Annotated in this window: 11 protein-coding genes; 10 read left to right on the plus strand and 1 reads right to left on the minus strand. The window is 67.7% G+C overall.

What is annotated here, in order from left to right; genetic code table 11:
• Positions 1-84: 84 nt before the first annotated feature.
• The 8 genes from ACCD11_RS26470 to ACCD11_RS26505 all read left to right on the plus strand — a co-directional run bounded on the left by ACCD11_RS26470 (position 85) and on the right by ACCD11_RS26505 (position 9,052).
• A complete protein-coding gene (locus tag ACCD11_RS26470; RefSeq protein WP_413316098.1) occupies positions 85-2,508 on the plus strand; it encodes a 3-hydroxyacyl-CoA dehydrogenase/enoyl-CoA hydratase family protein in 2,424 nt (807 codons plus the stop codon).
• A gap of 11 nt (positions 2,509-2,519) precedes the next feature.
• Positions 2,520-3,719 carry an acetyl-CoA C-acyltransferase gene (locus tag ACCD11_RS26475; protein WP_413316099.1) on the plus strand — a complete coding sequence of 400 codons (1,200 nt, stop codon included), beginning with the start codon at positions 2,520-2,522 and terminating at the stop codon, positions 3,717-3,719.
• Between the two features lie 55 nt (positions 3,720-3,774).
• On the plus strand, positions 3,775-4,674 hold the full coding sequence (locus tag ACCD11_RS26480) for an alpha/beta fold hydrolase (RefSeq protein WP_007834079.1): 900 nt from the start codon (positions 3,775-3,777) through the stop codon (positions 4,672-4,674).
• Between the two features lie 29 nt (positions 4,675-4,703).
• Complete coding sequence (locus tag ACCD11_RS26485) at positions 4,704-5,540, plus strand: acyl-CoA thioesterase (RefSeq protein ID WP_007834081.1); 837 nt, start codon at positions 4,704-4,706, stop codon at positions 5,538-5,540.
• 5 nt (positions 5,541-5,545) lie between these two features.
• A complete protein-coding gene (locus ACCD11_RS26490; RefSeq protein ID WP_413316100.1) occupies positions 5,546-6,292 on the plus strand; it encodes an SDR family oxidoreductase in 747 nt (248 codons plus the stop codon).
• Between the two features lie 75 nt (positions 6,293-6,367).
• Positions 6,368-6,961, plus strand: a complete 594-nt coding sequence (locus tag ACCD11_RS26495) for a 2-hydroxychromene-2-carboxylate isomerase (protein WP_413316101.1) — start codon at positions 6,368-6,370, stop codon at positions 6,959-6,961.
• A gap of 36 nt (positions 6,962-6,997) precedes the next feature.
• On the plus strand, positions 6,998-7,762 hold the full coding sequence (locus ACCD11_RS26500; RefSeq protein WP_413316102.1) for an enoyl-CoA hydratase: 765 nt from the start codon (positions 6,998-7,000) through the stop codon (positions 7,760-7,762).
• Positions 7,763-7,945: 183 nt separating this feature from the next.
• Entirely contained in the window at positions 7,946-9,052 is a 1,107-nt protein-coding gene (locus ACCD11_RS26505; RefSeq protein ID WP_042673490.1) for an ABC transporter substrate-binding protein, read from the plus strand.
• Positions 9,053-9,161: 109 nt separating this feature from the next.
• Here ACCD11_RS26505 and ACCD11_RS26510 read toward each other — a convergent pair whose 3' ends face one another.
• Positions 9,162-9,581: an acyl-CoA thioesterase gene (locus tag ACCD11_RS26510; protein WP_413316103.1), complete on the minus strand. Its 420-nt coding sequence runs from the start codon at positions 9,579-9,581 to the stop codon at positions 9,162-9,164.
• A 41-nt stretch (positions 9,582-9,622) separates the two neighbouring features.
• Here ACCD11_RS26510 and ACCD11_RS26515 point away from each other — a divergent pair, with 41 nt between their 5' ends.
• Together ACCD11_RS26515 and ACCD11_RS26520 are read left to right on the plus strand one after the other, a co-directional pair.
• Complete coding sequence (locus tag ACCD11_RS26515; RefSeq protein ID WP_413316104.1) at positions 9,623-11,455, plus strand: ABCB family ABC transporter ATP-binding protein/permease; 1,833 nt, start codon at positions 9,623-9,625, stop codon at positions 11,453-11,455.
• Between the two features lie 40 nt (positions 11,456-11,495).
• Positions 11,496-12,434: a 2-hydroxyacid dehydrogenase gene (locus tag ACCD11_RS26520; RefSeq protein WP_413316105.1), complete on the plus strand. Its 939-nt coding sequence runs from the start codon at positions 11,496-11,498 to the stop codon at positions 12,432-12,434.
• The last annotated feature ends 40 nt before the right edge of the window (positions 12,435-12,474 follow it).

The following is a 12,474-nucleotide window of genomic DNA, read 5'->3' on the forward strand; positions in this document are numbered from 1 at the left end:
TCCCTCAAGGGGGCAACACCAGCGGCCCGGCAAAGCCGGTTCCGCGGTGTTCCCCGAACTGATTCAGAACTTCGAAACCCCGCTATGTCCCGATTTCAAGTGAAGAAGGTCGCCGTGCTCGGCGCCGGCGTGATGGGCGCGCAGATTGCGGCTCACCTCGTCAACGTGCGCGTGCCCGTCGTGCTGTTCGACCTGGCCGCAAAAGACGCGACCGGAGCTGTCGCTCAAGGTGCGGCGAAGAACGGCATCGTCACGCGCGCCATCGACAACCTCAAGAAGCTCAAGCCCGCGCCGCTCGGCGACGTGGCCGATGCGGGCCTGATCGAACAGGCCAACTACGAAGACGACCTTGCCAAGCTCGGCGAGTGCGACCTCGTCATCGAAGCCATTGCCGAGCGCATGGACTGGAAGCTCGATCTCTACAGGAAGATCGCGCCCCACGTTGCCAAGCATTCGATCCTGGCCTCGAACACCTCGGGCCTCTCGATCACCAAGCTCAGCGAGGCACTGCCCGAAGCGCTGAAGCCGCGCTTCTGCGGCATCCACTTCTTCAACCCGCCGCGCTACATGTTCCTGGTGGAGCTGATCAACACGCCCACCACCGAGCCGCAGGTGCTCGACGATCTCGAGGCCTTCGTCACCAGCACGCTCGGCAAGGGCGTGGTGCGCGCGCACGACACGCCCAACTTCATTGCCAACCGCGTCGGCATCGCCGGCATGCTGGCCACGCTGAAGGAAGTCGAGAAGTTCGGCCTGACGCCCGATGTGGTGGACGACCTCACCGGCAAGAAGCTGGGCCGCGCCAGCTCGGGCACCTTCCGCACCGCCGACGTGGTGGGCCTCGACACGATGGCCCACGTCGTGAAGACGCTGCAGGACAACCTCAACGCAGAGACCGATCCGTTCTACGCCAACTTCGCGACGCCGCCCGTGCTCGCCAAGCTGCTGGAGCTGGGCAACCTGGGCCAGAAGACCAAGGCCGGCTTCTTCAAGAAGGCCGGCCGCGACATCCTGCGCTTCGACTTGAAGAGCGGCGAGTACGTGCCCGCCGGCGCCAAGGCCGACGAGGTGTATGGCCGGATGCTGAAGAAGCCCGCGGGCGAGCGCCTGAAGCTGCTGCGCGAGAGCGAAGGACCGCAGGGCCAGTTCCTCTGGGCCATCCTGCGCGACGGCTTCCACTACGCCGCCGTGCACCTGGGCGACATCGCCGAGAGCGCGCGCGACATCGACTTCGCGATGCGCTGGGGCTTCGGCATGAAGCAGGGCCCGTTCGAGCTGTGGCAGGAAGCCGGCTGGGCGCAGGTCGCCAAGTGGGTGCAGGAAGACATCGACGCCGGCAAGGCGCTGAGCGGCGCACCGCTGCCCAAGTGGGTGTTCGAAGGCCCGGTGGCCGAGGCTGGCGGCGTGCACACGCCCGAAGGCTCGTGGAGCGCATCGCAGAACAAGTTCGTGCCGCAGCGCAGGCTGCCGGTGCATGACCGCCAGCTGTTCCCCGAGAGCGTGCTCGGCGCGAACGCAGCCGATGCCAACACCGCCGGCACCACCATCAGCGACGAAGGCGACGTGCGCGTGTGGACGCTGGACGGCGAAGTGCTCATCGCCAGCATCCATTCGAAGATGCACGCCATCAGCCCTGACGTGGCCGAGGCGCTGGGCGCCGCAGTCGACCTGGCCGAAGCCGAATACAAGGGCCTCGTGATCTGGTCGCCCGATGAGATGTTCTCGGTCGGCGCCGACCTGCAGGCGATGCTGCCGGCCTTCGTGGTCGCGGGCATCGATGCAGTGGAGGGCGCCGAGCAGGAACTGCAGAACGTGATGCTCAAGATCCGCTACGCCAGCGTGCCGGTGATCTCGGCCGTGCGCGGCATGGCGCTGGGCGGCGGCTGCGAGTTGGCCATCCACTCGGCCAAGCGCGTGGCGGCGATGGAAAGCTACATCGGCCTTGTCGAAGTCGGCGTGGGCCTGATTCCCGGCGCGGGCGGCCTGACCTACATCGCGCGTCGTGCTGCGGAGAACGCAGCGGCCTCCACGGGTAGCGACCTGCTGCCGTTCCTCACCGAAGGCTTCACTGCTGCGGCGATGGCGAAGGTCGGCACTGGTGCGCTCGATTCGAAGAAGCTGGGCTACCTGCTCGACAGCGACGTGATCGTGCCGAACAAGGACGAGCTGCTGTACGTGGCGCTGCAGCAGGCCAAGGCCATGGCCGACGCCGGCTACCGCCCGCCGCTGCGCCGCACCTTCCGCGTGGCGGGCCGCAGCGGTGCCGCGACCATCAAGGGGCAGTTGGTGAACATGCGCGACGGCGGCTTCATCAGCGCGCACGACTTCCACATCGCCAGCCTGATCGCGAACGTGGTCACCGGCGGCGACGTGGACGCGGGCTCGCTCGTGACCGAGGAATACCTGATGACGCTGGAACGCAAGGCGTTCTGCTCGCTCATCGTGCATCCCAAGACGCAGGAGCGGATCATGGGAATGCTCAGCACCGGCAAGCCAGTGCGCAACTAAGGACAGATTTCATGAGCAAGCAAGTACAAGACGCCTACATCGTCTCCGCCACCCGCACCCCCATCGGCAAGTCGCACCGCGGCTACTTCCGCAACTACCGTCCCGACGACCTGCTGGCCACCACGCTGCGCGCGGCGCTGGCTGCCGTGCCCAATCTCGACCCGAAGGCCATCGAAGACATCATCTGCGGCTGCGCGATTCCCGAATCGCAGCAGGGCCTGAACGTCGCGCGCATCGGCGCCGTGTTGGCGGGCCTGCCGACCAGCGTCGGCGGCATCACCGTGAACCGCTTCTGCGCCTCGGGCCTGTCGGCCGTGCAGATGGCGGCCGACCGCATCCGCGTCGGCGAGGCCGACGTGATGATCGCGGCCGGCGTCGAGAGCATGAGCATGGTGCCGATGATGGGCAATTCGCCCTCGCTGTCGCCCTCGATCTTCGAGCGCGAAGGCGATGTCGGCATTGCCTACGGCATGGGCCTCACGGCCGAGAAGGTCGCGCAGCAGTGGAAGGTGAGCCGCGAGACGCAGGACGAGTTCGCACTCGCCTCGCACCAGAAGGCGCTGGCCGCGCAGAAGGCCGGCAAGTTCGCCGACGAGATCACGCCGATCGAAGTGACCGATCGCACGCCGAACCTCGCCACCGGCGAGTCGATCGCGAAGACGCGCATGGTGAACCTCGACGAAGGCGCGCGCCCCGACACCAGCCTCGAAGGCCTGGCCAAGCTGCGCACCGTGTTCGCCGCGCGCGGCACCGTCACGGCCGGCAACAGCTCGCAGACCTCGGACGGCGCCGGCGCGCTGATCCTCGCGAGCGAGAAGGCGGTGAAGCAGTACGGCCTCACGCCGCTCGCGCGCTTCGTGAGCTTCGCGAGCAAAGGTGTGCCGCCGCACATCATGGGCATCGGCCCGATCGAGGCGATTCCGGCCGCGCTGCGCTACGCCGGCCTGAAGCACCAGGACATCGACTGGTTCGAGCTCAACGAAGCCTTCGCCGCGCAATCGCTTGCGGTGATCAACACGCTGGGCCTCGATCCGTCGAAGGTCAACCCGATGGGCGGTGCGATTGCGCTGGGCCATCCGCTCGGTGCCACCGGCGCCATCCGTTCGGCGACCGTGGTGCATGCGCTGCGCCGCGAGAACCTGAAGTACGGCATGGTCACGATGTGCGTGGGCATGGGCCAGGGCGCTGCGGGAATCTTCGAGCGCGTCTGATCGCCAACGCGCAAGACACCGGGACGAGCGTCGAGGCAACGAAGGAGACAACCTCATGCAGATGCAGCAGCTTGCAACCGATGGTGGTCGTACGCAATTGGCCGTGCGAACGTACGAGCCGGTCGGCGCTCCGCGCGCCAGCATCGTGATCGGTGGCGCGATGGGCGTGCGCCAGTCCTTCTACGAGCCCTTCGCGCGATGGCTCGCGCAGCAGGGCCTGCGCGTCTGGACCTTCGACTACCGGGGCTCCGGCGACTCGCGCGGCAATGCGCCGCTGCGCGGCTTCAAGGCCGACTTGCTCGACTGGGCTTGCGACTACGAAGCGGTGATCGACGCAGCCAAGGCGGCGTTGCCCGGCCAGCCGCTCTACCTGCTGGGCCACAGCCTGGGCGCGCAGCTGCCGGGCTTCCTGCAGCGTCCCGGGCAGGTCGACGGCCTCGTCAGCATCGCCGCGGGCAGCGGCTACTGGCGCGAGAACGCGCCGAAGCTCAAGCGCAGCATCCTCTACTTCTGGTTCGTGCTCGTGCCGCTGGTCACGCGGCTGTGCGGCTACTTTCCGGGCCGCCGGCTGAAGAAGGTCGGCGACCTGCCGCGCGGCGTGATCCTGCAATGGCGGCGCTGGTGCCTGAACCCGCGCTACAGCGTCGGCGCGGAAGGCGAGGCGGCACTGCGCAGCTACGGCCGCGTGCGCTTCCCGGTGCTCGCGCTGTCGATGACCGATGACGAACTCATGACGCTCGCCGGCACCGAAAGCCTCGTGAGCTTCTATGCCGGCGCGCCGAGCGCGGTGGAGCGCATTGCGCCGGCCGACGTGCAGGCCCGGCGCATCGGCCACTTCGGCTTCTTCCGCGAGCAGTTCAGCCAGAGCCTCTGGCCGAGCACGCTCGACAAGCTGCATCGGCTGGCGTCGCTTACTGCGCTGCAGCACGCCAACGTCCCGCACACGACTGCGTGACGCCATCGACCGGAGGCACACTGCCGATCATGACGACGAGCACGCACCCCTTCGACAAGGCCCTGGCGATCCACCACAGCGACATCCGCGTGGGGCACTTCACGGGCATGACCAGCCCCGACTACTGGAACATGGTCGGCCCTTTCGGCGGCACCACCGCGGCGCTGGCGCTGCAGGCGGTGCTGAAGCATCCCGACCTGCTCGGCGTGCCGATCGCGCTCACGGTGAACTACGCGGCGGCGCTCGAAGCCGGCGCGTTCGACATCCAGGCCACCGCCGTGCGCACCAACCGCTCGACGCAGCACTGGACGGTGCAGATCACGCAGGCCGGCCCCGGCGCAGCGCCGAACATGACGACCACCGCCACCGTGGTGACCGCCGTGCGCCGTGAGACCTGGAACGGCAACGACCTGCCGATGCCCGAGGTGCCGCGGCCCGAGATGGTCGAGCGCATGAGCATTGGCCCGTCGGGCGTGGCGTGGATCGGCCAGTACGAGATGCGGCCGATCAGCGGCAGCATTCCTTCGAAATGGGACGGCAGCGGCCATCACAGCGAGAGCCGGCTCTGGGTGCGCGATGCGCAGCAACGCGCGCTCGACTTCGCCTCGCTCGCGGCCATGAGCGACCTGTTCTTCCCGCGTGTGTGGTTGCGCCGCGCCACGCGGGTGCCGGTGGGCACGGTGTCGATCACCACGTATTTCCATGCCGATGCGGCGCAGCTGGCCGAGGTCGGCACGGGTTACCTGCTCGGCAGCGCGACGGGGCAGCAGTTCAGCAGCGGCTTCTTCGACCAGGCTGCGCAGCTCTGGAGCGAAGGCGGCACGTTGCTCGCCACTTCCAACCAGATCGTTTACTACAAGGAATGACCGTCATGGCGCTCACCAAGGCTGCACTCATCGTGGGCGCGGGCGACGCTACCGGCGGCGCCATTGCCCGCCGCTTCGCGCGCGAAGGCTTCGCCACCTGCGTCACGCGGCGCAGCCTCGACAAGCTGCAGCCGCTGGTGGCGCAGATCGAGGTCGACGGCGGCCGCGCACATGCCTTCGCCTGCGATGCGCGCAAGGAAGAGGAGGTGGTTGCACTCGTCGAGCAGATCGAGTCGACGGTCGGGCCGATCGAGGTGATGGTGTTCAACATCGGGGCCAACGTGCCCGAGAGCATCCTGAGCGAGACCGCGCGCAAGTACTTCAAGGTGTGGGAGATGGCCTGCTTCTCGGGCTTTCTCAACGGGCGCGAGGTGGCGAAGCGGATGGTGGCGCGCGACATGCCGGAAGGCGGGCATCGCGGCACGATCATCTTCACGGGCGCGACGGCTTCGCTGCGTGGCGCGGCGAACTTCGGCGCCTTCTCGGGCGCCAAGATGGCATTGCGCGCGCTGGCCCAGTCGATGGCGCGGGAGCTGGGGCCGCAGGGCATTCATGTGGCGCATGTGGTGGTCGACGGCGCCATCGACACCGAGTTCATCCGCAGCAACTTCCCCGAGCGCTATGCACTGAAGGACAGTGACGGCATCCTGAACCCGGACCACATCGCCGACAGCTACTGGATGCTGCATTCGCAACCGCGCGATGCATGGACGCACGAGCTCGATCTGCGGCCCTGGTCCGAGAAATTCTGAGATGACGGGCGCAGGGGAGTACCCGGTGGCCTGTGCACGCGCCCCCGAACACAAGCGTCCGACAAGGAGACACCCATGACCAAATCCGTCGACTTCTACTTCGACTTCGGCAGCCCCGCCGCCTACCTCGCCGCAACGCAGCTGCCGCACGTATGTGCTGACGCAGGCGCCGAGCTGGTGTGGAAGCCCATGCTCCTGGGCGGCGTGTTCCAGGCCACGGGGAACCATTCGCCCGCCGAGATCAAGCCCAAGGGCCCGTACATGACCGTCGACCTGCAGCGCTTCGCGAAGCGCTACGGCGTGCCCTTCGTGCACAACCCGCATTTCCCCATCAACACGCTGCTGCTGATGCGCGGCGCCACCGGCATCCAGATGAAGGAGCCGGCGCGCTTCGGTGCGTATGTCGACGCGGTCTTCCACGCGATGTGGGTCGAGCCGAAGAATCTCAACGACCCGGCAATCGTCGGCGCCGTCTTGCAGAATGCGGGCTTCGACGCCGCGGGCCTGCTCGCGCTGGCCGGCGCGCAGGAAACCAAGGACCGCCTCAAGGCCGTCACCCAGGAAGCCGTGGAGCGCGGCGTGTTCGGCGCTCCCACCATGTTCGTCGGCAGCGAGATGTTCTGGGGGCAAGACCGCCTCGATTTCGTCCGCGAAGCCCTTTGCGCCTGATCGCGGCGCCAATCCCTTTATTCAAGGACCATTCCCATGAGCGACATCCTCGTCCACACCGAAGCCGGTGTGATGACCCTCACTTTCAACCGCGTCGACAAGAAGAACTCGATCACCAGCGGCATGTACGCCGAACTGGCCGATGCGCTGGCCGCCGCCGAGAGCGATGCGGCCGTGCGCTGCGTGCTGATCCAGGGCGATCCGACCATCTTCAGCGCGGGCAACGACATCGGCGACTTCCTCAACGGCCCGCCGTCGACGCAGGAATCGCCGGTGTTCCGCTTCCTGCGCGGCATCGCAACCTTCCCCAAGCCCATCGTCGCGGCCGTGTGCGGCCCGGCAGTGGGCATCGGCACCACGATGCTGTTCCACTGCGACCTCGTCTATGCGGGCGACAACGCCGCCTTCTCGATGCCCTTCGTGAACCTCGGCCTGTGCCCCGAAGCGGCGTCGAGCCTGCTGGTGCCGCAGATGCTGGGCTACCACCGCGCGGCCGAGGCGTTGCTGCTGGGCGAGCCCTTCATGGCCGAGGCCGCGCTGGAGGTGGGCCTGGTCAACCGCGTGGTGCCGCCGACCGAGGCCAACGCCATCGCGCAGACGCAGGCCCGCAAGCTCGCCGCCAAGCCGCTGAGCGCGCTGGTGGAAACCAAGCGCCTGCTGAAGAAGGCGCAGATGCCTGCCGTGCTGGAGCGCATGGGCGAAGAGGGTGCGAGCTTCGGTCGCATGCTGCGCGAACCGGCGGCGCGCGAGGCCTTCGGCGCGTTCATGGAGAAGCGCAAGCCGGACTTCTCCAAGGTCTGACGCGCTTCCCGGGCCGGGGCCTGCATACGTACACTGCGCGGCGTGCAAGAGAAAAGAACCCTCGCAACGCCCGGCCCGCAGGCAAACGACGCTACTGAAAAAGTAGCATTCCGCTTCTCGCGCCGGCGTACTTTCGGTTTGCTGGCAGGTGCCCTGGCAGCCCCTTCACTGGCCTTGGCGCGGGTGCGACCGCTGCGCATCGGCGTCATCGGTTCGTGGTCCGGCCCTTATGCGGGCGGTGGCCGGCAGTTCGATGCCGGCATGGCCGTCTGGCTGGCGGCGCACAACCAGAACATTGCGGGCCGGCCGGTCGAACTGCTGCGGCGCGACGTGCCCGGCAGCGCACCCGACCAGGCGCGCCGCCATGCGCTGGACCTCGTGGAAAGCGAGCGTGTCGACCTGCTGGCGGGCCTGGATTTCAGCTCCAACGCCTATGCCGTGGGCAGCGTCGCCACGCAGGCGAAGCTGCCGCTGGTGGTGATGAACGCAGCCTCCTCGGGCATCACGGCGCGCTGCCCGTTCGCGGTGCGGGTGTCCTTCACCATCGGGCAGGTCACGCTGCCGCTGGCGCGCTGGGCGCTCCAGCAAGGCTTGCGCGACGTCTGCACCGTGGTGGCCGACTACGCCTCGGGCGTCGATGCCGAAAGCGCCTTCGTATCGGGCATCACCGCGGGTGGAGGCCGGGTCGGCGCGATGCTGCGGGTGCCGCTGGCCACGCTCGACTACTCGGCCTACATGCTGCGGCTGCGCGAACTCAAGCCACAGGCGGTGTTCTTCTTCCTGCCGTCGGGGCAGATGCCGGCCACCTTCCTGAAGTTCTGGCGCGACCGCGGCATGGCCGACGCCGGCATTCGCCTGCTCGCGACGGGCGACGCCACCGACGACCACTACCTCGAGGGTATCGGCGAGCTGGCCGATGGGCTCGTCACCAGCCACCACTATTCATTCGCGCACGAGTCGCCGGCCAACCGCCGGTTCACGTCGGCGTTCCAGGCGGAGTACGGCGATCACCTGCGTCCGGGATATTTCGCCGTCGCGGCCCACGATGCGCTCGCGGCCATCGACGCGGCGATGGCCTCGCCCGTGGCGCACGGTGGCGCGGTTGGCGAGCGGCTGGTGGACGCGTTCCGGGGCGTGCGGCTCGACAGCCCGCGCGGCCCGATAGAGATCGACGCGCACACGCGGGACATCGTGCAGACGGTGTACATCCGCCGCGTCGAGCGCCGCGAGGGGCGCTGGGTCAACCGCGAGTTCGAGCACTTCGAGCGCGTACGCGATCCGGGCGTTTGAGGGGTGCTGTCTTCGCCAGAAACACCGCGGAACCGGCCTTGCCGGGCCGCAAGTGTTGCCCCCTGCAAGGGGGTGGCGAAGCGACACGAAGTGCGCGAAGTCTGGGGGATTACCTTTCAATCACCCGCGGGCGGCCGTTGTCGTCGATGGCCACGTAGGTGAAGGTGGCCTGCGTCACCTTGATGTACTCGCCCTGCGCACGGAAGCGCTCGGCGAACACCTCGACCGTGACGGTGACCGAGGTGCGCCCGATGCGCACCAGCTTCGAATAGAACGAAAGAATGTCGCCCAGCCGCACCGGCTGCTTGAAGATGAATTCGTTGACCGCCACCGTCGCCTGCCGGCCCTTGGCGTAGCGCGCCGGAATCACCGAGCCGGCCAGGTCGCACTGCGCCATGACCCAGCCGCCGAAGATGTCGCCGTTGGCGTTGCAGTCCGCCGGCATCGGAATGACCTTGAGCACCAGCTCCATGTCGGTGGGCAGGCTTTTGAGGGTGGCCGCGGCGGCGGCACTGGAAGTATCTGACATGGGCACAATCTGGAACAAACAAGCAACCACGATTGTCCTCCATGCGCCGAAGCGGCGAAGCCCTTCCTTCCCCCCACACAGCCGGCGGCCACCCGCCGGCGCGCAGTGACCGTTCCGACTGGGCGACGCTGCGCCGCCTGTTTCCCTACCTCTGGCAGTACAAGTGGCGGGTGGCCGCGGCGCTGGCCTTCATGGTGGGCGCCAAGGTGGCCAACGTGGGCGTGCCGGTGCTGCTGAAGAACCTGGTCGACACGATGACGCCCAAGCCCGACATGGCACAGGCGCTGCTCATCGTGCCCGTCGGGCTGCTGCTGGCCTACGGGCTGCTGCGCTTCTCGACCTCGCTCTTCGGCGAGCTGCGCGAGCTGATCTTCGCCAAGGCCACCGAGGGCACGGCCCGGCAGATCGCGCTGGAGGTGTTCCGCCACCTGCACGCGCTGAGCCTGCGCTTCCACCTGGAGCGCCAGACCGGCGGCATGACGCGCGACATCGAGCGCGGCACGCGCGGCGTGCATTCACTCATATCGATGTCGCTCTACAGCATCGTGCCCACCATCATCGAGCTGGTGCTGGTGCTCACCATCCTGGGCGTGAAGTTCGACTCGCTGTTCGTCTGGATCACGGCGGCTGCGCTGGTGCTGTACATCACGTTCACCGTCACGGTGACCGAGTGGCGCACGCAGTTCCGCAAGACCATGAACGAGCTCGACTCGGTGGCGCAGAGTCGCGCGGTCGATTCGCTGCTGAACTACGAGACCGTCAAGTACTTCAACAACGAGGATTTCGAGGCCGGCCGCTACGACGCCAGCCTCGACCGCTACCGCAAGGCCGCCATCAAGAGCCAGCGCACGCTGAGCATGCTCAACACCGGCCAGCAGGCGCTGATCGCCATCAGCCTGGTGCTGATGCTGTGGCGCGCCACCTCGGGCGTGGTCGACGGGCGCATGACGCTGGGCGACCTGGTGATGGTCAACGCCTTCATGATCCAGCTCTACATTCCGCTGAATTTCCTCGGCGTGATCTACCGCGAGATCAAGCAGAGCCTGACCGACCTCGACAAGATGTTCGTGCTGATGGAAAAAGAGCGCGAGGTGCGCGATGCGCCCGGCGCACAGCCGCTGGCCGGCGCCGACGCCACCGTGCGCTTCGAGGACGTGAGCTTCGCCTACGAGCCCGCGCGGCCCATCCTCAAGCACGTGAGCTTCGAGATTCCGGCCGGCAAGACGGTGGCCGTGGTCGGCCCCTCGGGCTCGGGCAAGTCGACGCTCGCGCGGCTGCTCTACCGCTTCTACGACGTGCAGCAGGGCCGCATCACCATCGGCGGCGAGGACATCCGCGCAGTCACGCAGTCGAGCGTGCGCCGCGCGATCGGCATCGTGCCGCAGGACACGGTGCTCTTCAACGACACGGTCGAATACAACATTGCCTACGGCCGCCCCGGCGCCACGCGCGAAGAGGTGGAGGCCGCGGCCCGCGCCGCGCGCATCCACGACTTCATCGTGGCCACGCCCAAGGGCTACGAAACGACGGTGGGCGAGCGCGGCCTCAAGCTCTCCGGCGGCGAGAAGCAGCGCGTGGCCATCGCGCGCACGCTGCTGAAGAACCCGCCGATCGTGATCTTCGACGAGGCCACCTCGGCGCTCGACTCGGCCAACGAGCGCGCCATCCAGTCGGAGCTCAAGAGCGCCGCGCAGGACAAGACCACGCTGGTCATCGCGCACCGGCTGTCGACGGTGGTCGACGCGCACGAGATCCTGGTGCTGGAGTCGGGCGTGATCGTCGAGCGCGGCACGCACGCCGAGCTGCTCGCGAAGCAGGGCCGCTACGCGCAGATGTGGGCTTTGCAGAAGAGCGAAGCGGCACCGCTGATGTAGCGCGATCATCCATTTCATTTTTTCGTTCAGGAGTTCCCACGTGTCGACCAAGATTCCCCTGCTGGTGCTCAACAGCCTGTCGAGCGCCCACCAGGCCCAGATTGCCGAGGTCTACGACATGACCTATGCCTTCGGCGACGCGCAGCGCGCGGCTGCCATTGCCGAGCACGGCAACAAGTTCCGCGCGGTGCTGACCATCGGCGTCATCGGCATCACGCCCGAGGAAATCGCGGCCATGCCGGCCGTGGAGCTGATCTGCTGCATGGGCGCGGGCTACGAGGGCGTGCCGCTCGAAGCCACGCGTGCACGTGGCATCGCCACGGCCAACGGCGCGGGCACCAACGACGACTGCGTGGCCGACCACGCCTTCGGCCTGCTGATCGGCATCGTGCGCGAGTTCCGCAAGCTCGACCGGCTGTGCCGCGAAGGCGTGTGGCGCGAGGCCATTCCGCAGCCGCCGAACGTGTCGGGGAAGAAGCTGGGCATCCTGGGGATGGGCACCATCGGGCAGAAGATCGCGAAGCGGGCGGCGGCGTTCGACATGGAGGTGGGCTATCACAACCGCAAGCCGAAGGAAGGCGCGACGCACCGCTACTTCGACGACCTGAAGTCGCTTGCCACATGGGCCGACTTCCTCGTACTGGCCGCGCCGGGCGGCCCGGCTACGAAGCACCTGGTCAATGCCGAAGTGCTCGACGCGCTCGGGCCGCAGGGCTACCTGGTGAGCATCGGGCGCGGCAGCGTGGTCGACACCGAGGCGCTGGCGGCCGCGCTGCGCGAGAACCGCATCGCCGGTGCCGGCCTCGACGTGTACGAGAGCGAGCCGAAGCGGCCCGAGCCGCTGATCGGCCTCGATAACGTGCTGCTGACACCGCACATGGCCGGCTGGTCGCCCGAGGCGACGCAGAAGTCGGTGGACCACTTCCTCGCGAATGCCGAAGGGCACTTCGCGGGGCGTGGCGTCCTCACCCCCATCTGATGCCTTGCTCCTTCCCCCTCTGGGGGAAGGTTGGGACAGT

The sequence above is a fragment of the Variovorax sp. Varisp36 genome (assembly GCF_047304235.1).
Classification (GTDB): Bacteria; Pseudomonadota; Gammaproteobacteria; order Burkholderiales; family Burkholderiaceae_C; genus Variovorax.

What these genes read in the sequence shown, in the direction of transcription:
- ACCD11_RS26470 (WP_413316098.1), top strand. Translation starts at nt 85, where the DNA reads ATGTCCCGATTTCAAGTGAAGAAGGTCGCCGTGCTCGGCGCCGGCGTG.
- ACCD11_RS26475 (WP_413316099.1), top strand. Translation starts at nt 2,520, where the DNA reads ATGAGCAAGCAAGTACAAGACGCCTACATCGTCTCCGCCACCCGCACC.
- ACCD11_RS26480 (WP_007834079.1), top strand. Translation starts at nt 3,775, where the DNA reads ATGCAGATGCAGCAGCTTGCAACCGATGGTGGTCGTACGCAATTGGCC.
- ACCD11_RS26485 (WP_007834081.1), top strand. Translation starts at nt 4,704, where the DNA reads ATGACGACGAGCACGCACCCCTTCGACAAGGCCCTGGCGATCCACCAC.
- ACCD11_RS26490 (WP_413316100.1), top strand. Translation starts at nt 5,546, where the DNA reads ATGGCGCTCACCAAGGCTGCACTCATCGTGGGCGCGGGCGACGCTACC.
- ACCD11_RS26495 (WP_413316101.1), top strand. Translation starts at nt 6,368, where the DNA reads ATGACCAAATCCGTCGACTTCTACTTCGACTTCGGCAGCCCCGCCGCC.
- ACCD11_RS26500 (WP_413316102.1), top strand. Translation starts at nt 6,998, where the DNA reads ATGAGCGACATCCTCGTCCACACCGAAGCCGGTGTGATGACCCTCACT.
- ACCD11_RS26510 (WP_413316103.1), bottom strand. Translation starts at nt 9,581, where the DNA reads ATGTCAGATACTTCCAGTGCCGCCGCCGCGGCCACCCTCAAAAGCCTG.
- ACCD11_RS26515 (WP_413316104.1), top strand. Translation starts at nt 9,623, where the DNA reads ATGCGCCGAAGCGGCGAAGCCCTTCCTTCCCCCCACACAGCCGGCGGC.